20 protein-coding genes are annotated in these 20,102 nt (G+C 52.1%); 8 read left to right on the top strand and 12 right to left on the bottom strand.

The window, feature by feature from the left end:
* Positions 1-81: 81 nt before the first annotated feature.
* Genes L5656_RS02710 through L5656_RS02700 form a run of 3 tightly spaced genes read right to left on the bottom strand, consistent with a single transcriptional unit; the run spans position 82 to position 3,409 of the window.
* A complete protein-coding gene (locus L5656_RS02710) occupies positions 82-1,839 on the bottom strand; it encodes a DEAD/DEAH box helicase (RefSeq protein ID WP_297198674.1) in 1,758 nt (585 codons plus the stop codon).
* Positions 1,820-2,917 (bottom strand): GGDEF domain-containing protein, encoded by a 1,098-nt coding sequence (locus tag L5656_RS02705; protein WP_297198671.1) that lies wholly within the window; start codon positions 2,915-2,917, stop codon positions 1,820-1,822. The genes L5656_RS02710 and L5656_RS02705 overlap by 20 nt, the downstream gene beginning before the upstream one ends.
* Positions 2,918-2,953: 36 nt before the next feature.
* Complete coding sequence (locus L5656_RS02700; protein WP_297198667.1) at positions 2,954-3,409, bottom strand: hypothetical protein; 456 nt, start codon at positions 3,407-3,409, stop codon at positions 2,954-2,956.
* A gap of 131 nt (positions 3,410-3,540) precedes the next feature.
* On the opposite strand from L5656_RS02700, the gene L5656_RS02695 reads away from it, so the two are divergent.
* Positions 3,541-3,705, top strand: coding sequence for a hypothetical protein (locus L5656_RS02695; RefSeq protein WP_297198664.1), 165 nt, complete (start codon positions 3,541-3,543; stop codon positions 3,703-3,705).
* Between the two features lie 28 nt (positions 3,706-3,733).
* On the opposite strand, the gene L5656_RS02690 is transcribed toward L5656_RS02695, so the two are convergent.
* The 7 genes from L5656_RS02690 to L5656_RS02660 form a co-directional block, all read right to left on the bottom strand.
* The gene (locus L5656_RS02690; protein WP_297198661.1) at positions 3,734-5,140 is read right to left on the bottom strand and encodes a phosphoglucomutase/phosphomannomutase family protein; all 1,407 of its coding nucleotides are present in this window, start codon (positions 5,138-5,140) and stop codon (positions 3,734-3,736) included.
* A 106-nt stretch (positions 5,141-5,246) separates the two neighbouring features.
* Positions 5,247-5,978, bottom strand: a complete 732-nt coding sequence (locus L5656_RS02685) for a DUF421 domain-containing protein (RefSeq protein WP_297198657.1) — start codon at positions 5,976-5,978, stop codon at positions 5,247-5,249.
* A 233-nt stretch (positions 5,979-6,211) separates the two neighbouring features.
* Positions 6,212-7,255 carry a glycosyltransferase family 4 protein gene (locus L5656_RS02680; protein ID WP_297198654.1) on the bottom strand — a complete coding sequence of 348 codons (1,044 nt, stop codon included), beginning with the start codon at positions 7,253-7,255 and terminating at the stop codon, positions 6,212-6,214.
* Positions 7,252-7,689 (bottom strand): 3-hydroxyacyl-ACP dehydratase FabZ, encoded by a 438-nt coding sequence (gene fabZ, locus L5656_RS02675; RefSeq protein ID WP_297198650.1) that lies wholly within the window; start codon positions 7,687-7,689, stop codon positions 7,252-7,254. Before fabZ ends, L5656_RS02680 begins: the two co-directional genes overlap by 4 nt.
* 188 nt (positions 7,690-7,877) lie before the next feature.
* On the bottom strand, positions 7,878-9,458 hold the full coding sequence (gene murJ / locus L5656_RS02670) for a murein biosynthesis integral membrane protein MurJ (protein WP_297198647.1): 1,581 nt from the start codon (positions 9,456-9,458) through the stop codon (positions 7,878-7,880).
* A 5-nt stretch (positions 9,459-9,463) separates the two neighbouring features.
* Complete coding sequence (csaB, locus tag L5656_RS02665; RefSeq protein ID WP_297198644.1) at positions 9,464-10,576, bottom strand: polysaccharide pyruvyl transferase CsaB; 1,113 nt, start codon at positions 10,574-10,576, stop codon at positions 9,464-9,466.
* A gap of 11 nt (positions 10,577-10,587) precedes the next feature.
* Positions 10,588-12,465 (bottom strand): DUF5693 family protein, encoded by a 1,878-nt coding sequence (locus L5656_RS02660; RefSeq protein ID WP_297198641.1) that lies wholly within the window; start codon positions 12,463-12,465, stop codon positions 10,588-10,590.
* A 328-nt stretch (positions 12,466-12,793) separates the two neighbouring features.
* On the opposite strand from L5656_RS02660, the gene L5656_RS02655 reads away from it, so the two are divergent.
* Positions 12,794-13,036, top strand: a complete 243-nt coding sequence (locus tag L5656_RS02655; protein ID WP_297198638.1) for an FmdB family zinc ribbon protein — start codon at positions 12,794-12,796, stop codon at positions 13,034-13,036.
* A 60-nt stretch (positions 13,037-13,096) separates the two neighbouring features.
* Here the strand turns inward: L5656_RS02655 and L5656_RS02650 are convergent, their stop codons facing one another.
* Complete coding sequence (locus tag L5656_RS02650) at positions 13,097-13,423, bottom strand: hypothetical protein (protein WP_297198636.1); 327 nt, start codon at positions 13,421-13,423, stop codon at positions 13,097-13,099.
* 168 nt (positions 13,424-13,591) lie between these two features.
* Here L5656_RS02650 and L5656_RS02645 point away from each other — a divergent pair, with 168 nt between their 5' ends.
* The 3 genes from L5656_RS02645 to ypeB all read left to right on the top strand — a co-directional run bounded on the left by L5656_RS02645 (position 13,592) and on the right by ypeB (position 15,942).
* Entirely contained in the window at positions 13,592-13,942 is a 351-nt protein-coding gene (locus L5656_RS02645) for a hypothetical protein (protein ID WP_297198633.1), read from the top strand.
* A 105-nt stretch (positions 13,943-14,047) separates the two neighbouring features.
* Complete coding sequence (locus L5656_RS02640) at positions 14,048-14,533, top strand: cell wall hydrolase (RefSeq protein WP_297198630.1); 486 nt, start codon at positions 14,048-14,050, stop codon at positions 14,531-14,533.
* Between the two features lie 23 nt (positions 14,534-14,556).
* Positions 14,557-15,942: a germination protein YpeB gene (gene ypeB, locus L5656_RS02635; RefSeq protein ID WP_297198627.1), complete on the top strand. Its 1,386-nt coding sequence runs from the start codon at positions 14,557-14,559 to the stop codon at positions 15,940-15,942.
* 31 nt (positions 15,943-15,973) lie between these two features.
* Here the strand turns inward: ypeB and L5656_RS02630 are convergent, their stop codons facing one another.
* Positions 15,974-16,978: a hypothetical protein gene (locus L5656_RS02630; RefSeq protein ID WP_297198624.1), complete on the bottom strand. Its 1,005-nt coding sequence runs from the start codon at positions 16,976-16,978 to the stop codon at positions 15,974-15,976.
* A 191-nt stretch (positions 16,979-17,169) separates the two neighbouring features.
* Here L5656_RS02630 and L5656_RS02625 point away from each other — a divergent pair, with 191 nt between their 5' ends.
* The 3 genes from L5656_RS02625 to L5656_RS02615 all read left to right on the top strand — a co-directional run.
* Positions 17,170-18,321, top strand: a complete 1,152-nt coding sequence (locus L5656_RS02625; RefSeq protein ID WP_297198621.1) for a cysteine desulfurase family protein — start codon at positions 17,170-17,172, stop codon at positions 18,319-18,321.
* Between the two features lie 86 nt (positions 18,322-18,407).
* Positions 18,408-19,562, top strand: a complete 1,155-nt coding sequence (gene thiI, locus L5656_RS02620; RefSeq protein ID WP_297198618.1) for a tRNA uracil 4-sulfurtransferase ThiI — start codon at positions 18,408-18,410, stop codon at positions 19,560-19,562.
* A 19-nt stretch (positions 19,563-19,581) separates the two neighbouring features.
* A partial coding sequence (locus L5656_RS02615; RefSeq protein WP_297198614.1) for a B12-binding domain-containing radical SAM protein occupies positions 19,582-20,102 on the top strand: 521 nt, incomplete at its 3' end.

Raw genomic sequence — 20,102 nt, 5'->3', positions numbered from 1 at the left:
GGGCAGAGGATACCTCGGTACGACCACCTGCCGCAAAAGGAACACCTCCCCATCCTTTCCACCCCTTTTAAAAAGCCTTTTTCATTTGTAGGCCTTTAAAAAGCCCTTTTCCCAAGCCATGCGGTTAAACCGCCTTATGGTCTCTAAGGCTTCAGCCATCTCCGGGCTTATCTTTCCGGCTACAAACAATACCCTGGCCCGCGGATATTCCAGGGCTCTTCCCGCACGGCCTGCTAACTGTATCAGTGTATTCTCGTCGAACACATAGCGATGGTCGGCGAACAGCACAAGAACATTCAAGCGGCGCAGCGTAACCCCGCGCTCCATAACTGTAGTGGTCACCAGCACGGGAAAATCACCCCGGCGGAAGGAAGCCAGCACCTCCTCCCGCTGTGCCGAGGCAGCATAACATCCCCGGACACGGTCTTCATCTCCGAAAAAGCCCCGGAGCCAGTCCACCGTATCTTGGACCAGTTCTACTGTAGGGACAAAAACCATGACCTGCGCCCGGTCCGCTACCAGGCTCAACTCCAAAAACCTTTGTAAGGGAAGAGGTAACCGGCCTCCGACCTTAACCCCAAGGTTCCTAATGACTATTAGCTCAGGTTCGGGGAGGGGATACCCGTGGTAGCGGGCAGGCAGGTAAATCACGGGAAGTGTACCCCGGCGGACCCCCGCCCTCAATTCCGGGGTTGGAGTAGCCGTAAGATATAGAACTTGGCCGCAAGGCCTGCGGCAGCGTTCTAAAGCGAAGTACAGCCGGGGGTCACCGGTCAAAGGAAAAGCGTCGACCTCATCCAAGACCACCAGGTCAAAGCGCTGGTAAAAACGCAAGACCTGGTGTACGGTAGCTACCGTTAGCTCGGCAGGGGGAAACTTTAAGCTTGTTTCCCCGTGCAGCACCGCAATTTCAACCCCAGGGAATGCTTCCTTAAGGCGCGGGTATATCTCTTTAACTACCTCCCTCCGCGGGGACGTATAGAGAATTTCCCGGCCCTGGGCCAGGGCGGCAGCTATGGCCCCGTAGGCCACCTCGGTTTTTCCCGCCCCACACACGGCCCAGACCAGGCACCGCGGCTTTTGCCCTTTGGCTACAAACTCGGCCGCTCGCTCGTAGGCTTCCCTCTGGGCGGGATGTAGGGGAAAAGAAAGCCGAGGGGTTACATTTCTCCTGAAATTCTTTCTTGCCCCAGCCCGGGCATATAAGGCCCGGCAGGAACGGGCCTCTCCCAGTTCCAGGCAGCCTTCACACACATAACAAAACCGGCTGTTGCAGGCTCCACAGCCGGTTCTAACCAGCTTTTCTCTCCCGCCGCACCTCCGGCAAAAAGGCAGACCTTGCCGGTCGAATCCTACCGCCGGCCAGAGTTCGCATTCTCCTTGCAGGTAAAGATATTGCAAAATATCGGGCAGGCCGGATTTAACTCTTAGACCATTTTCCCTTAGCGCGCGGTCTACTTCTTCCAGGAAGAGAAGCCGCCCTGACAATACATTCCGCACAAACTTTAACTCCTCCTCCAGAGGAGAAGGTAAAGCAGGGGCTGCCGGCTTAAAAGAAAAACTCAACCCGAAATGCCGGCCCCACTCTTCTAGCTTGCACTTAAGCCCGTAAGGTGAAAGTTGTCCCGGCCCCCGGGAAGACACCTTGTCAAGTAAAAATTGGGCCACGCCCAGGTTTACCTGCGGTGATAACAGCCCGAAAGAGATGGCACCCCTGGCCTCCCAAAAGCCCCGGTCCAGGCCCGGACGGTGACTAAACCCCACCCTCAGGCGGCCTCCCAAAATAAAAAAATACAGATAACCCTGCCCGCAGAAAACTTTATTTAGGAAGGGTGGCATCTGCTTCCTCCCCTCCTGAAGAACAGATCATATTACGCCCGCTACTTTTAGCTATATACAGGGCCCTGTCGGCCCGCTGTATAAGCTCCCTTTGGTCATGCGCGTCCTCTGGCCATGAGGCTATACCGATGCTCACCGTAAGCCTAACCTTGAACCCCATGTCCAAGGCGAAGACAGAGGAAGCCACTGCGTTCCGGATACGCTCAGCCACTTGCTGGGCCTTGTACCGGTCTGCTCCCAGAAGAAGGAGGGCGAATTCCTCCCCGCCGTACCTGGCTACCACATCCTTTTCCCTGACGTGCCGTTTAAGGAGGCCGGCCACTTCCACCAAAACTTTATTACCCACCTGGTGCCCGAAGGTATCGTTTATTTCTTTAAAGTAATCGATATCTACCATGAGCAAGCTCAACCTAGAGGCTGGACGCAATTCCCTTAGCCATCCCTCGAGGACCTGTTCAAAATAGCGCAAGTTATATAACTCCGTTAAAGGATCGGTTATGGCTAAATACTCGGCCCGCGCTAACCTATCTTTAAGCAGCCTGTATTCCCGTTCTAACCTTTTTAATTCCTCTTCTTGCTGCAAGAACGCTTCTCTTTGGTGGCGCAAAAACCGGAAAAGAAGCCAAGCGGCCAGGCTTAAGGCTACCCAGCCAGCTAATTGCACCAGATGGTAGGCCAACTTTAAGGGCTCTCCCCTTAGGATCACACCGGAAATAGGTAAAAAGATGGCAAAAATCAAAATAAGGGCCTCTCGGGGCCGGTCCAGGAAAAGGGCCGTCCCGACGGGTAAGAATAAAATGGGGGACAAAAAACTCTCATACACCCTTTCCCCTAAATAAGTCTGGCGCAAAGCAAACCATACCCAACTAAGAAGCAAACTCGTAAGATAAACAAAAAGCCTCCTTAAAACCCGGCCTTCCCAGAAAGAAGGTGGCAAAAGAGCCGCGGTTATTTGGAGAGCGCCCAGGGCCAGGCCGTAAAGAAAACCAGGATGCTTTTCCGAGAGGGCAAATAAACAGGCTGCCGCTCCTACCAGCAACCAGCTCAGCCGCCAAGTTAAAATCTCCTTTTTGTCCATACCTACCTGCCTTCCATTCAGCCAATTAGCAATTCGCTATTCCCGCCCTCTTTCCTTCTTAAATTTTATATTTTTTCCCATACAAGTAGATATTTGTTTAAAAGGTAATCTACCGGAAGCAAGGCCTCTTAGATCCCAGGTAAAGAATTCATAAGAACCTCGTAAGCAATCGGAAAAACCGGCCTTCTCTTTTCCCTTCCCTTCGAAAATACCCTCAACCCTGCAGACCGGATAAGGAAAATTAAAACGCTCGAGGATACGCGGCGTATCATCTGTGGAGCCGCAGTCTACAACCACCACCTCCAGCCAGTACCCCGTTAAACTGCGCCACCACAGGATAAATCGCAGGATCCCCTCTATAATTTCTTCTTGATCCTTCACCAAAAGTAGAAGACAAGACTTAAGCTTCTCTGAGCGGAAAACGAAAGTAAAATTCCAAAACATTACCATAAATAGAAAAGCGATTACCAAATACCACGCTGCTAAAGCCACAGGGCATCCCCTCCATTTTCCCGCACTTCATCTTATGCCGGAAGACGGATCCCTGACAACACTTCCCAGCCTGTCCGGGGTATGCCCTGGACTTCAGCTTAACATATTAAAAATAAAGGTGGTGAAAGAGTATGGAACCGGCGGCTGATGCCTGCTTGCGCTGCGGAGCTCCCATCGGTCTTATAACACGGGTGCTGGGAGAAATACCGGTAGAAGTCCCCCGTAAAGGAGCCCTATGCCCCAGTTGCTACCGGGACCTCTCCGCGGAGGAATACGCTTCCTATTTCAAGTCATAAACTTTTGGCCGGACCTTGAAGTCCGGCCCTAAATTTCTAAACCTGATTTTAGGTCTTCCCTTATTTTCTGCAGGGTCTCCTGCTGCGGGGCTTCGACATATATGCGGAACAAAGGCTCTGTACCCGAGGGCCTTATTAAAGCCCAGCTACCATCAGCCAGCAAGAACTTAACCCCATCTATAGTTATGCGGTCAACTACGGGTTGGCCCCCCAGCCTGGCAGGCTCATAGGAGGTAAGTTCCTTTAAAACCTTTTCCTTTACCTCAGGTGAAACGTGTACATCGAGCCTTTCGCTCACCAGGGGACCGTACCGCTGCATAAGCTGAGCAAGGTATTCTTTTAAAGGCCTACCGAACTTAGCCCTTATTTCTGCTACCAGGGCCGTGGCCAGGATCCCGTCTTTTTCGGGTATATGCCCCCTGATACTTAAGCCACCGCTCTCCTCTCCTCCCAGGATACAGCCTTTATGCAATAAGGCCTGACCTATATATTTAAATCCCACCGGAGTTTCCACCACTTCTAAGCCGTATGCCCCGGCCAGCCGGTCTAATAAATGGGTGGTGGCCACCGTCCGGCCCACCCCGCCCCTTTGGCCCCTGGTCTCGACTAAATGAGCCAGTACCAAAAAAAGAACCTGGTTAGCCGTAAGATATGTACCGTCAGCATCGACGACTCCAAAGCGGTCCGCATCGCCATCTAAAGCTAGCCCCAAATGGGCGCCCTGAACGCGCACCCTTTCCGCCAGCTCGTCTAATCCCCTAGCGCTAGGATCTGGTAGCTTCCCCCCGAACAGGGGATCCCGCCAGTTGTGCAGGGTTTCCACCTGGCACCCTGCCTGGGAAAGCAGGCTTTCGAGATACCCTATACCCGCTCCGTACAAAGGATCCACTACAATCTTTAACCCGGAACGCCCGAGGGTCTCCGTATCCAACAGTTCTTGTAAATGCTTAAGATAATCTTCCCGGGGATCAAAAGGCTGGATTAACCCTTCCTTGCGGGCCGCATTGAGATCAACCTGCTTAACCTCTAAATTTGGGGCTATCCTTTCCTCTATTTTGTTTGTGATTTCCGGAACTGCCGGGCCGGCATAGCTGGGAATAAACTTTAAGCCATGGTACTCGGGCGGGTTGTGGCTGGCCGTAAACATTATGGCCCCGGCAGCCCCTAAACTTTTGACTGCAAAGGCCGTGACCGGGGTAGGTACCGCCCTCTCCGGAAGGTAAACAGTAAATCCGTTGCCGGCCAGGACTTCAGCCGCGGCAGAAGCAAAATTCTCCGCCAGAAAACGGTGGTCGTACCCTATCACCACCCGACGATTGGTCGTCTCCTCCGATAAGTAATCAGCTATAGCCTGTACGACTTTGCGAACGTTGGAAAAAGTAAACTCGTCGGCAATGATGGCCCGCCAGCCATCCGTACCAAACTTAATACTCAAAAGCCTCCCCCCTTTAACTCCGCAAAATTTTATATCAATGTTCAAGGGCTTTACCGCCAAACCTGGGGGACCAGTGATGGAGGAGCCTAAGTAAAAAACGCCTATTTCAAGGGGCTTTGGGGGCATCGGTTATATCGACCGGCATCGTAAGCTGATCCTTCTTAAGGTTGACGTACAAGGAGCCGTTGCTCCGCAATACGGCGTAATCAACCTGGCTGATATCTTCTACCCCTTGGGCTTTGAGCTGCTGCTCCAGCCATTTTTCATCAAGGTTGACTTGTTTAAGATTTTCAAACAGGATCTCCCCGTCTACAACGAGCTCCGTAGGCACTCCTTCGTACCGGGTAGGTAGTTTAAGATCCGCCGGGGTTAGGGGCCTTTTTTGGGACTTAAGAAGCACGCTCAAATTACCGTCAGGCTCTAAAATAGCGTACTCTACGTCGGCTATATCGAAGACATTCTTCTGCCTGAGCTGCATGGCCAATTCATCTACATTGTAGCGCATCTTGCGCATGTTCTGCTCTAAGATTTTCCCGTTATGGATGACCACCGTGGGCTCACCGGAAATAAGCTTACGCGTGGGTCGGCTTATAAGGGCAACATAACCTGCTCCCCAAGTCAGGGCAGCAAAAAGAGTCAAACCCAGGAAATGCAGCCAGGTACGGTCGGGGTCTATATCCGTGGCCAAGGCGGCCGCTATACTTCCAAAGGTTATACCGTTGATGTACTCGAAAAAAGTAAGCTGGCCAACCTGCTGCTTTCCTAAAATGCGGGTATAGATAAGGATGGCCGCAAAGGCTAAAAGGGTCTGGAAAATTACCTCTAGGCTACCTGCCAAAGGGCCTAACCTCCTCGCCTTAAGTTTTTAAAGAAGCTCCCGGTCGTGCAGATAAAAGAGCAGGCCGATGCCTGCTACAATAAAGGCCAGTATAGCTAAGCCCTCTAAAATGACCTCGCGCAAGGCGCTCCCTCCCTGAAATTCCACGTCTTTAATGTAGAGTGTCCCCTTAACAAGAAAAAAATACAGGGAAAGAGCACCGGCTCCTGCCCTTTGGCAGCATATAAAAGGCTTTAAAAAGGAAACGCATTGCGCCGCGTTTTAGATGGCTTGAAACGGTAACCTGTAACTCCTAATTTATTGCCACCCCACAAGGCGAAAAATGTTAAGAGAATAAGGATCACCATCGCCTGGTCGGTGGCAAGCCGCGTAAGCAGGATGGCACTAGCCCCCAATATTATGTTTACAACATAGATAATAAGGACCGCCTGGCGCTGAGAGAGCCCCTGGGCCATCAAGCAATGGTGCAAGTGCCCTTTGTCGGGCTGAAAAAGGGGGCGGTGGTTTAAAATGCGGCGCACGATAGCTAAAAAAGTGTCCAGTATAGGTAAACCCAGGATAACCACGGGTACAAAAAGAGAAATCACCGTGGCCGTCTTAGTTAGACCCAGCACAGCTAAAGAGGCTAAAGTAAAGCCTAAAAACATGGAACCGCTATCGCCCATAAAGATGCTCGCCGGGTGGAAATTGTAAGGAAGAAAGCCCAAAATTGAGGCAGCCAACACCAGGGCTAAAAGGGCAACAGCAACTTCTTGCTGAAGCCAGGCTATTATAGACATGGTAACCGCTGCAATGAAAGCCGTACCTCCGGCCAAGCCGTCCAGGCCATCCACCAGGTTGAGGGCGTTGGTCACGCCCACTAGCCACAGGAGGGTCACCGGGATGGCTAAGGGTCCCAAAAATAAAAGCCCGTTAAAAGGGTTGGTAAGGAACTCCACCCTCACACCCATAATCACCACGAGCAAGGCCGCCGCCACCTGGCCGGCCAGCTTCCAGCGCGGGTTCAACGAGCGAATATCATCGGCCAGCCCCACAAGAAATATCAGGCTTGCTCCCCAGAGCATGCCCCGGAAGGCAGGCTCTCCTCCTCCCACAGCTAAGTAACCGGCTATAAAACCTACAAAAATGGCTAGGCCCCCTAGCCGGGGTATCACTCCGGTATGGACTTTCCTGGCATCGGGCCGGTCCAGGGCTCCCAACCGGGGTGCCAGCTTTTTAACCACCGGGGTAAGCATTAAACTTATTAAAAACGCCAGGACTATAGCCCACCAATTCACGGCCGCTCCTCCCTGTCCCCCAAGGCAAAAAGGAACTCTCCTTCTGCCACTAGTTCTTCTCCCACCCAAGCCCGTCCCCGGGCCTTACCTGCCTTCCCCTTGAACTTGAGGACCTCCACCTCTAGCCTCAATACGTCACCCGGAACTACCTGGCGGCGGAAACGCACCTTATCCAATCCTCCCAAAAAAGGTATCTTCCCCTTAAAGCCCGGCTGGCTGAGCAAGGCTACAGCCCCCACCTGAGCCAGGGCCTCAACAATAAGAACTCCCGGCATGACAGGGTAACCCGGAAAATGCCCCGGGAAAAACCATTCGTTGGCAGTAACGCTTTTTAGACCCACCGCCCGCCGACCGGGCTCCATCTCTAAAATGCGGTCCACCAGCAAAAAAGGATAGCGGTGAGGTAAAATTTCCTGGATAGTTTTAATATCCATCCCTACCAAGGGTTCCCCTTCCTTATTTTCATTTAACGCAACCGGGTTCTTTCGTCAAGGCTACCGTAGTTCACCACAAAAGCTTCCGCAAAGGCATCTAATGAGCACAAGTTTGGCAAGTACAAGTATGTATTCGCTACCTGAAGAAGACTTCCTCCCCGGAAAGCAAAATTTCTGCTTAAAACACCTTATCTCATTAACCCCCTAAAGCGCCGGCCCACAACCTCCCTCAACAATCTTATTTCCTCAACTTTAAATACCGAGGCAAGGGCAAGGAAAATTATAAAGGAAGCCCCGGCCAAAAAGCCTAACTTAAGGCCTAAAACCCAAGTGGCCTGGGAAGGCTCGAAAACATATAAAGCCTTGCTAAGTATAAAAAGTAAAATCCCCATAAAAATAGAAGCTAGACCTACGGAACCACCTCTTTTTAACAAGGCGCCGGTCTCTAAAAAGGGAAGCCGTATTTTAAGGGCGGTATATAAAGCTAGAACATAGAAACTCGCCGCCAGTGAGTTGGACAAGGCCAGGCCGCCGTGCCCCAAAGCCGGGGCAAGAAGGAGGCTAAATACGGCGTTAAGCCCCACGGAGGCCAGGCCCGTTACCGCCGGAACCACCACCTCTCCCAAGGCATAAAAAGTGCGCAGCAATATAGGCTGGGCGACCTGGGCGAGAAGACCCCAAGAAGCGTAAAAAACTACCTCTGCAGTCATCAAAGTGGCGTGCGTCCCGAAGGCCCCTCTTTCGAAAACAAGCCGTACCAGAGGCTCCCGCAGGACTATGAAGGCTACCGCCGTGGGTAAAACCATAAAAGCCACCAGAGATATACCACGACAGGTAAGAGTAGCCATCTCCCGTGTTCTCCCCCTGGCGGCCTCTTCGGAAAGGGCGGGAAAAACTGCAGTGGAAACCGCGGCGGCGAAAACACCCAAGGGCACGCTTACCAACCTCAAGCCCAGGTCAAGGGCCGTGATACTGCCTGGCGCTAGATGAGAAGCGAAAAAACGGTTGGTGGCCTGGTAAACCTGGTTTACGGCTAAGCTAAAGATAACGGGGGGCAAATAAATTCCCACCCGCCTTACCATGGGGTGCCGGGAATGCAAAAGGTAAAAATAACGGAAACCCAACCGCGAAAGCTCGGGGACCTGCACAAAAAGGAAGGCCAGGAAACTGGCCACCGTACCTAGGGCCAAGCCGTAAATGCCGAAGGAACCGGCCAAAGACAGGGCAGAAGCTATTATGATGATATTACTTACTGCCGGAGCTAAAGCCGGGGATGTAAAACGGTAGCCCGAGTTTAAAATCCCGCTAACTACCATACCCGTCCCCATGATAGGAAGGGAAAAAAACAAAATCCTGGTAAGCCGGACGGCTAGCCCTTCGACGTTTGCGGGAAAACCCGGGGCAAGAAGATCCACCAAAAAGGGAGCCAGTATGCCGCCCACTACAGCCAAGACGACCAGGATTAGGCCCGTCCAATTAATTAAAGCGCTGGCTACCTTCCAGGCTTCCTCCCGCTCTCCTTTGACAAGGTAGGCCGTCAAGGCCGGAACCAGGACGGTAACAAAAGCCATGCCCAAAACCGTCTGCAAAAAATAAGGTATGGTATAAGCTACCATGTAGGCGTCGGTTTCGGGTCCCGCCCCAAACTTGCCGGCTATTACCGCATCCCGGATAAAGCCCAGCAACCGGCTGGCAAAATTTAGTATAAATACTGTGAAGGTAGCCCGGGCTAAACGCCCCAAGCTCCCCCCTCTAATCTCGCTTTCCATGCCTGCTACCTGCCTTGTACCGTTTCACCGTACAGAAGCTTTAGGGCCAGCACAGCATTGGACTGGGCCAGGGGCCGCAGTTCGTCTACTGCCTGGCGCAAGGATTCCCTTAAGGAAGGCAGGTCATATAATACCCGCTTAAATATAGCTACAAGGTCCTCACAACCCAGAAGATTTAAACCTATCCAGGGCCCTTCCACCTGCCGGCAGAAGGCTTCTACTTTAGGATCGTAAGATAGCCCTACAAAAGGCACCCCCAGGACCGCGGCCAAAATCAAAGCGTGCAAGCGCATACCCACCAGGAGGTCCAGAGAACCGATTATCCCTACAACGTCTTCCAGGCTGAGTTTCTCCTTAATCACCGCCGCTGGGTGCTCCATAAGCCTCTGTACCTGCCAGCAGGCTTCTACATCCCGCGGAAAGTGGAAGGGTAAGAACAAAACTTCAAAACCTTGATCTATAAGGTAATCGGCTGCCCGGGCCAGGGCATACAAAGCAGCTTCTGGGAGGGGCCACAGGCGTAAAGAAAATCCGGCCAGGGGCTTAGAGCCTACCTTAAGGCCCAGCCGCAAAAGCTTGCCGCGGCCCGCCTCCGGATTAAAATCACCGACCTTAAGCCCTAAAACCGGGTCCGCCGTCACCTTCACTTCCGGTTGCCTTACGCCGAGTTCTTGAAGCAGGGCGTGGGATTGGCTGTCCCGCAAGGTTATAAGCTGGACACGGTTTAGCACCTTAGCCGTAAGGTACCGTGCCCAACTCCTTTTTAGGGGCCCTAATCCCTGGGCATAGACCATCCTGGGCCGGCCCAACACCCGGGCAAGCTCCAATATACCCAGATAATATAGCAGGCTCCGGGCGCTGGTGGTATCTTGAAACAAGCTCCCTCCCCCGCTTATCAAAAGATCCGCCCGGCGCAAAGTCCGCACAACTTCCGGGAGCCGCCACCTGTCTACAGCCTTGACCGGCAATATTTTCTCTGTTCCAGCGGGGTCATGGGAGAGGACCACGATTTCCAAGCCGGGGTCTAGATTTTTTAGGCTTTGGACCATGCTGTAAAGGATGGCCTCGTCCCCCAGGTTGCCGAACCCGTAATAACCCGAAATGACCACTTTGGCCATGGCCCAGCCCCCTAAGACCTTCTCATCATCGCTTTTGCTCCCTTAACCGAAGCCAGCAAGACTATCCCCAAAAGGAGCCCCAACCACAGCCCGTTAAAAATGCGTAAAAGAGAGATGAGTAGTGGTGTATGGAGATGGGCTAAGGTATTCACTAAGGACACCTGGCCTGCCAAGGCCAGAAGCCATAAGGGTAGGTATTTATGCTTGTATCCAAAGCTTAAGGCGAGTAAAAACACCGGGTAGCCCAATAGAAATTCTTTGGTACGCGGCCTCACTAATAGCAGCCGTTCAAGGACCATGCGCACCTGCCCTTCCAGTGGAAGTAGGCCCACACTTTCATTGCCGCTGCGGTTAACGTAGAGAAAGGCTACCAAGCTCCCCAAAATAATAAGCAAAAAGATAAATACCGTCAAATTCTGGCCGAACCATTTCCGCCATACCGCCCCAAAATTTTCCTTTTCTTCATGGTAGACAGCGGCTGCCGTGAAGAGTAGCAAGGGTAACACGAAGGCAACCTTTACACCCATAAACTGGTCTAGTTTAAGGAAAAAGACCGTATCGCTTAAAAGTCCGGCCAGGAGTAACCCCCCGGCCAAAGAAAGCAAGGTGCTCTGTAAAACTAATTTAAAGGAAGGTGCTAAGCCCAAAGGCCGACGGGCGTCTTTAAAGGCCAGCCACACAGACAGGGTGGGAAAAATAACAGCCGAGCCTAAGGCCATAATTTTGCGCGCCAGGGTGGCGTAGCCACAAACTAAAGCCAAAAGCCACCCCCCAAAGCCCAGCACTCCCAACGCCCAGGCCAAACGGGAAAATCCCAGCTCGCTTAAAAACAATACTCCTCCGGCTAATACACCTAAAACGACGAGAGTCCACAAAAGCCTAGAAGTAGGAAACCCTGGGAAGGGCGAAGCTTTCCCACCCTCCAGCCCTTCTCTAGCTAAAGAAGAACTCACGGCCTCCACATATTTTAGATTGGCGTCCAGCCAGGACGAGGGAGGACCCTGGAAGAAAAGGGGGAGAATGAGAATGCGGACATTTCTATCGCTGGCCGCTAAAGTTAGCCTGTCCACTCCTTCCTCCCAGGAGATATTGGCCGCCTCCCCCAAGGAATGTACGCGTACTACCTGTTTATCCACTAGAAGTGCCAGTTGCTTTAAACCTTGTTGGGAAAAAAATTCAATCATTCCGAGGGGGACGCCCATTTTCTTTACTTCCTCGGCCAGAGTAGCCAGCGCTCCGGGGTAACCCGGGATCACCCTGTCATTAAAAAGCAAGGCCGCGGTGTAAGGGCTGTACTTTTCTATGGAGTTTAAAATAGCCGCTAGGGAATTCGCCCGTTTTACAGGCCACTCCTTAAGCTGGGGCAATATATAAAGCCCTTTTTCTATAGCCATATCTAACTTATCCATAGGAAAGCCCAGCCCTAATTTTTCTATCTCCCCTAGGCTTGAATCGGGTACTCCCAGGGCTAAAATTTGCCCGGTGGAAGCATCCCGGACGACCTCGGAGGGGACGGGAAGCTTATTGTCTAGATGGAACTTCACCCTTTCTAAAACAGCCCGGTCCCCTACAAAATACAGAAAACCGGATCTAAACCTAGGTGCGGCCTCGGGAAAAAGGCGGGTAACTTCATCATGGCCGTAAACTCTTAAATACCGTGGTACAAGTTCTCCAAGGGTCTGCTCCTTAAAAAGAACACCGTTCACCCCCTGGGCCTTAAAACGTTCCAAGACCTCTTCTTCCTCAAGGCCTGTCCACCAAGAAAGCTTAGCTATATCCTGGTAATTAACCGCCAGTACAACCGACCGGTTGGCCCTTTCCATCTTTACCCTTTCTACCGCTATCTTTAAGCTTGCGGCTACACCGAGGGCCAGAAACAAAAAAAGCAAAATCCTGCTACCCCTTCTCACACTCTCTTCCCCTTACGCGTTCTGTTTCCCACTTGATTATAGGCTGGAGCCGGTAACCCGTCAACGGGTTTTTGCACCTGAGCTATCCCCAGTTTCACTGGTAAGGCTAGTTGAACTTTGCTCGCCCCAACGACTTTCATGGATAGACTTTGAATCAGCTATCACTTAGGCTTAATCCTTCGCTTTCAAGCTAGGCCGGACTTTCGCCAGCGAAAACTGGGGATACGCCAGGTTTTTGCACTTGACAACCTCCTGAGTCAAGAATTATAAATGATTTTAGCGATCACTTACGCGGAGGTGAGGGGCAGTGCCGATTTACGAGTACAAATGTGATAAGTGCGGGACCTTTGAAACAGAGCAGCGCATTACCGAACCACCCCTGGCAACCTGCCCTACCTGCGGTGGTCCGGTCAAACGGTTAATAACCGGAAAAATAAGCGTGATCTATAAAGGTTCCGGTTTCCATACCACCGATTACCGCAGCAAAGAATATAAAGAAAAGGCCAAAGCAGAAAGCGAAAGCAAGGGCGACGCCAAGGCAGCAAGTTAAGGCGTCGCCTTTTAAGTTTGAAGCACCTCGCCCAAAATCTTAATCAATGAAAAGAAACTTTCAATGAAAGGAAAGTATAAGCAGAATAAGAATCAAAAACAGTATATAAGGTTCACGAACGTAAAATTTACTGTCCGTCCACATATTTTGGCTCTGCAGGCCTTCATTTTCCGTACCTTCGTCTGCCGCACCCTCATTAACCTGCGCCGACTTCCTCTCCTCCCTGAGGGATAAAAAACCGCTTTGGACCTTCTGCGCCTTCTCTGTGCTTAAAAGTTCCAACAAGTCTTCAGCCAGTTCTATATATTGTAGCATCGTATACCCTACATAAGGCTTCAGGCTCCGGATGAGATTTAAGAAACTAGGGTGTACTAGCTCGCCGGGCATTTTCCCACCCCTTTAACCCTTAAACGTACCTTTGTTTTCAAAATATGTAAGGAGGCAGGGGTTGGTGCAGAAAAAACCCTTCTTCGCATATATTGTGTATTAAAAGGAGAACAGGGGTAGCTCCAAAGGGAGGGGAAGACTCTGGAGAATACAGATTTAACCGGGTTATTGCAACTCCTTAACCCCAAAGAACTGCAAAACTTAAGCGTACCGGAACTTGCGGGGTTGTTGGGGCTTATCGATCTTCTGGGAATAATCATACTCCTGCATGGAGGAAGTGCCGCACAAAGCAAGGGAAGCCAGGTCCTAAAGCAGGCTCTAAAAACAGTACTAGAGGGTGCGGAAGGAAAGGAGATAGGTTTTAACCCTGCCGAACTGGCTACAAGCCTGGGGAAAAACCCCGCATTGCTCAATACTTTATTTAACCTTCTTTTGAGTTCTAAAGAAACTAAACCCAAGGAAAAGCCGGAGGAAAAATCAGGGGAGGAGACTCAGCGTGCGACCGGGCGTGGACGCTAAAACGCCCGGTCTTTTTATACTTGTCTTTTTAAGGATAAAAGCCCTCCCTTCCAGCCACACTATAAAAGCAGCAAGGAATAGGGATTAAAGGGAGGGCTTAAAAACATGCTAAAGCGGTGGAGGTATATTTTGACCCTTGGATTGGCCGTACTGCTTATAATAGGTGCTCTATGGGCCGGAGGCCAAATACCGGGAAAGCGTACCCAGCCTACCCAGGCAGGAGTGCCCACAGCGACCAGCGACGAAATAAATTTACTGGCCCGCCTTATAGCTGCAGAGGCCATGGGTGAACCTTATGAAGGGCAGGTGGCGGTCGGAGCTGTAGTCTTAAACCGCGTGCGCTCTCCCCTTTTCCCTCCTACCATAAGCGGAGTAATTTATGAACCTTGGGCCTTCGAAAGCGTCCATAACGGCCTGATCTGGCAGGTCACTGACCTCACTACGGCCACCAGCGCGGCTATAGATGCCCTGAACGGCTGGGATCCCACTTATGGTGCCCTTTTCTTCTGGAATCCGGCCAAGCCAGTAAGCCCTTGGGTTTGGACCCGGACCATTATAACCCAAATTGGCAACCACATTTTCGCCCGGTAAACGAAAAAGGGGGGCCTAAGTACATGAAATACAGAAAATGGACATCCTGGGTTCTGTTGTTGTCGCTTCTTGCAGCTATAAGCTGGGGATTATGGGAAAGAGCTAACCGCATGGCCTTAGTACATGCGGTAGAAGGGTCGGGCCAGCGCGACTTTTACAATCTCTTAAGCCAGGTCGAGCAGAGCGAAGTAAGCCTGGGTAAAGCCCTGGTCTCAAGCTCCCAAGCTCAAACGGCTGCCCTCCTTACGCAGGCCTCCAACCAGGCAGCCGGCGCCCAAAGCTCTATAAGCCAGTTGCCCACCCCGGGTATAAACCTGGTAGGTACCAGAAAATTTCTGGCCCAGACGGCCGACTATTGCCAATACCTCGCCCAAAAAGTGGCTCGAGGCCAGTCCCTTTCCCAGGAAGAAATCCAAAATTTGAGCCGCCTGCGTCAGGAGATGGGGAAACTGGCGGCCGATTTACACAGCATAGAAGGCCAGGTGGCTACCCGAGCTATAAGGTGGAGTAGCTTTTATTCTCTCCACATGCCTTCCCTCCCTCGCACCATAGCCTGGCTGAGCGCAAGGCCGGTGCAATCTACTCCTCATCCTTTAGAGGGGTTCGTTAACACGGACCGACACCTGCAAAGTTTGCCCAGCCTAAATTATGACGGTCCCTTCTCCGACCATCTGGAAAAAGCCCGGCCTTGGGGCTTGGTCGCCACCCCTGTTGACCAACCCACAGCTGAAAAAAATGCTTTAAAATTTGCCAACGATGCCAGCGGAACAACTTACCGCATAACCGGCGTAAACCCGGTCAACGGCCGCATCCCATGTTTTGGTATATCCTTGGTGGACGAAAAAAAGCCGGATAGGCAGGCCCGCATAGATGTGAGCAGGCAGGGAGGGCATATCATCTCCTTCTTAAATCCCCGAACTGTAGGCGCACCTGCTATAGACGTTAAAGCTGCCCAGGAGCGGGCCACGGCCTTCCTAAAGTCCCAGGGCTTCCCTGATATGGTGCCCACTTACACCATAACCCAAGGCTCCACCCAGATCTTCACCTTTGCAGCCAAGCAGAAGGATATCATCCTGTACCCGGATCAGGTTAAGGTGAAAGTAGCCTTAGATAACGGGGAAATAGTCGGGTTTGATGCCACACCCTTCTTTATGGCCCACCATGACCGGGACCTCCCAGCACCCCGGCTAACTGCAAAGGAGGTTACGGCCAAGGTGAAGCCTCATCTTAAGGTAGAAGGCGTCCGCTTGGCCCTTATTCCCACCGGAGGTGGACGGGAGGTCCTGACCTACGAAGTCTCTACTAAGCTCGACGCAGAACGGTACTTGATCTACTTTAATGCTTTAACCGGCGAAGAAGAAAAGATAATGAAAATAATCGATGTGCCCGGGGGCCAGCTCACCATGTAAAAAATCCGCCCGTATAAAAAGCCGCCAGATTTCAAAATTCAACCTGGAGGGTCTCCAGCACATTACTAATCCGATTGCTTACTGACGTTTTATCGGAGCCGGCAAAGAGCAATCCCACCGCATAATTTTCTTTGTCCAGGACCAGGGAACCGCTGTCCCCGGGCTTAGCCAGGGGGCCGGTGATGAACTGGTCCTCAAAAATACCTTTTAGCCCTTCATCTAGAAAAACTCTAACTGTAGCCTGGATTACCTGGACCTTGGAACGGGTGACGCCGCTAGAACGGCCGCTCTTTACCACTTCCATCCCTACCTGGGGCTCCCTCACTCCCCGGACAAGCCCCAGTTCTAAAATTTCTGGAACAACAGCCCCCTGCTTTACGGGGCGGGCCACCGCAGCATCCACCCTGTTAGGTGTGGCCCTTAATTTTTGGAATGTTAAGCGGTAGTCCGTCCTCCATAACTGAAGAAAGGCATTCAATATCCGTTCCAGCCGCAGGGCCTTATCGCAGGTTACTTCCTCCACCTCCGGATAAAGGGGGATAAAGCGCTCAAGATAGCCTATTACATGATTATCTCTATTACCTCCATCGTAAGGGCCGGGCTGGAGTATAGGGTCTCCTATGGCCGCCCGCCCGTCGTGCCCGTTGGTAATATTGGCCAGAACGTGATTGTTAGACAAAATCAGAGGTTCCTGGGTTTGGCGGTCCTTTACCACGGCGCCGAGGGTTCCGGCTGTGATCCGGTAGTGGCCGATGCTCATGCCCGGCTGGGCCGGCCGCTGGTAATCGGTCCTCCCCAAAAGGCGAAGCTCTCCCACTTCTAACACGTCTGTCTCTGCCTTCCCCAGCACTCTGGGTATCCTCTCTCCCCTTTTAAGGGAAGAAAGGGGGAGCTTTTCCTTGACCAGCACCACCAAGGCAGGCCGCCGGGTATCCTGCCCGCGCACCAATTTATTACCTATACCGACTCCAACCACCCCGGGAAACTCCATCAATTCCTGGCGGTAACGGTCGAAGGCTTTCTCTACTTGATACATAAAGCGAACACTCCCACCAGCCGAGTAAGCTTTACTTTATGGATATGCGTGCCCGGTCCGGTTGGCTACAGCCTAATTGGCCACGGGGAGAGGGACAGGGAATCCCGGTCGTTAAGTGGTTACAAGGTGAAAAAAATAGTATACTAGATGAAAGAATCGAACTACAAAATTTAGCCTGCGGGAGAGCTGCCATGAGAAAGGTGATATACCTAGATAACAGTGCCACCACCATGGTTCTTCCGGAAGTTGCCGAAGCCGTCCGCGAGGCCATGGAAAAAACTTACGGCAACCCTTCTTCCCTGCACAGTATGGGGGTAGAGGCAGAACGGATACTGCGAAATGCCCGGGAAGAGGTGGCAAAACTTCTGGGGGCCCAGCCGGAGGAGGTTTACTTCACCTCCGGCGGTACGGAAGCCAACAATTGGGCTTTAAGGGGGCTGGCCCACGCTTTAAAGCGCCGGGGGCGACACATTATTACCACGGCCATAGAGCACGCTTCCGTGCTCGAGGCCTGCCGCCGTCTCGAAGAGGAAGGTTTTAGCGTGACCTACTTACCTGTGGATAAACAGGGGATTGTCCGCCTAGAATCTTTAGAGCGGTCTTTGCGGGAAGATACTATTTTGGTGAGCGTAATGAGCGTAAACAACGAGGTTGGCAGCCTTCAGCCCCTGGAGGAAATAGCAAAAATAGTGGCCTCCCGGAGCCCTGCCCTGTTTCACGTAGACCATGTTCAAGGATACGGCAAGATTCCCCTGCCTCTAAAAAAGTTAAGGTTGGCCGCTGTGTCTTTAAGCGCCCACAAAATCCACGGCCCCAAGGGAGTAGGAGCCTTGTACTTGCGCCAGGGAGTGCGTATCGAACCCTTCCTTGTGGGAGGAGACCAGGAGAGGAATTTAAGGGCAGGAACCGAAAACGTGCCGGGCATAGCAGGTTTTGGCGTGGCCGCCACCCTAGCCAGGAAGAATTTACCTGATAGCGTCCAGAGGATGGCGCAGCTAAAGATAAGGCTTGCCGAAGGGTTGCTGGAGGGTATCCCCGGAGCCCATTTAAACGGGCCGGAACCCCGGGCCGGAGCACCCCATATACTTAACATTTCTTTTCCCGGAGTTAAAGCGGAAGTCTTGGTCCACATGCTGGAAGAAAAGGGTATTTACGTGTCCACAAGTTCGGCCTGCCATTCCCGCAGGCAGGAAGCAAGCCATGTACTTAAAGCCCTGGGCTTGCCTTCAAGTCATTTGGAAGGGGCCATACGCATAAGCCTCTCCAGGCTTACCACGGAGGAAGAGATAGAAGAAGCCATCCGCACTATCAAGGAGTGTGTAGAAGAGCTGCGCAGGCTTTAGATTCCCTGGAGGGGTTGAAAGCCGCCAGCCCCTGGCTTTAGCTGCTTAAAGAAGTGCGAGGAAAAATAAGAAAGGGGACATAAAGGGTGTACACTGCGGTCCTGGTCCGGTACGGTGAGATAAGCCTAAAAGGTAAAAACCGCGGGGACTTTGAAAAATGCCTCCTTAATAACATCCGTCAAGCTCTGTCCGGTCTTCCTTCTTGCCGTATCGAACATACCTTTGGTCGCATATTCGTAAAATTTGACGGGGACGCCGAAGAGGTAGTAGAAAGGCTTACACGTGTCTTCGGTATAGTTTCCTTAAGCCCTGTAATAGAGACGCCCCTTGACATTGGGGCTTTCCGGGAAAAGGCCCTCTATCTCCTTAGAAACACCCCCGGCCGTACCTTTAAAGTCGAAACGAGGAGATCTAATAAAGGCTTTCCTTACCAGTCCCCGGAGGTAAACCGCCTGGTGGGAGGCTACCTTCTGGCGAACACGGGCCAGCCCGTAGACGTTCATAATCCGGACCGGGTGATACATATAGAAATACGGGATGAAGCGGCCTACCTGTATTCCCAGGTCATCCCGGGACCGGGAGGGCTTCCCGTGGGCATCACAGGCCGGGGAGTCCTTCTCATCTCAGGAGGCCTGGATAGCCCGGTGGCCGGCTGGCTGGGCCTAAAAAGGGGGCTAAAAATTTCAGGCCTTCATTTTTATAGCTTCCCCTTCACCAGTGAACGCTCTAAAGAAAAAGTTATCGACCTGTGCCGGGTGCTGGCCCGCTACGGGGGAAGCTTGCGGCTCATCATAGCACCCTTTACGGCTATCCAAAAGGCCATACGTGCCAATTGCCCTGAAGAGTTGTATGTAACCATCATGCGCAGGATGATGTTCCGCATAGCAGAGAAGGTCGCCGAACGCGAAGGGGCTCTGGCCCTCCTTACCGGTGAAAGCCTGGGACAAGTAGCCAGCCAAACCCTAGAAAGTATAGCGGTGATCAATAAAGTCGTAAGCCTCCCCGTGCTCCGTCCCCTTATCTCCTGGGACAAAACCGAGATCATGCAACTTGCCCGCAAAATAGGAACTTATGATATTTCCATTCAGCCCTATGAAGACTGCTGCACCCTCTTCGTACCCCGGCATCCGGCTACCAAGCCCCGCCTAGACAAAGTGGAAGAGGCCGAAGGAAAGCTTAATGTGGAAGAACTTATCAAAGATTGTTTGGACAACCTGGAAGTAATGGAAATCACCCCTTAGCAGGAAAAGAGGTTTCTTTATGCGCGTAATCCTTGCCACCCTCAACGCCAAATATATTCATTCTTCCCTGGCCCTTCGCTACTTGTGGGCTGTAGGCCGTTCTTACCCTATAGAGCAAGAGCTCCTAGAATTTACCATTAATGACCTTCCTACCAGCATAGCCGCAGAAATATACCGCCGCCACCCGGAGGTAGTGGCTTTCTCCTGCTATATATGGAACATCAAACCCAGCCTGGAGGTGGCGGCCATCTTAAAAAAAGTGCGGCCGGAGATACTTATAGTATTCGGAGGGCCGGAGGTGTCCTTTGAAAGCGAAGCCTTCCTTAAAGCTAATCCCCAGGTAGATCTCATTATCCGTGGGGAAGGAGAACTCGCTTGGGCCCGATTTCTTTCTGCTCTATTGGAAGAAGCATCGCCTCGGTACCCTGTTACGGGCCTAACTAAGTGGGGCCCCCCTTCCCTTTTAACTTCTTTACCTGGCCTCGTTTACCGGAAAGGAACAGAAATATTTTCTAACGGGTGGGCACCAGAAGTGGAAGA

It is taken from the genome of Thermanaeromonas sp. (genome assembly GCF_021890735.1).
Classification (GTDB): domain Bacteria; phylum Bacillota; class DSM-521; order Neomoorellales; family Neomoorellaceae; genus Thermanaeromonas.
This window is presented reverse-complemented; position numbering and strand designations above follow the sequence as displayed.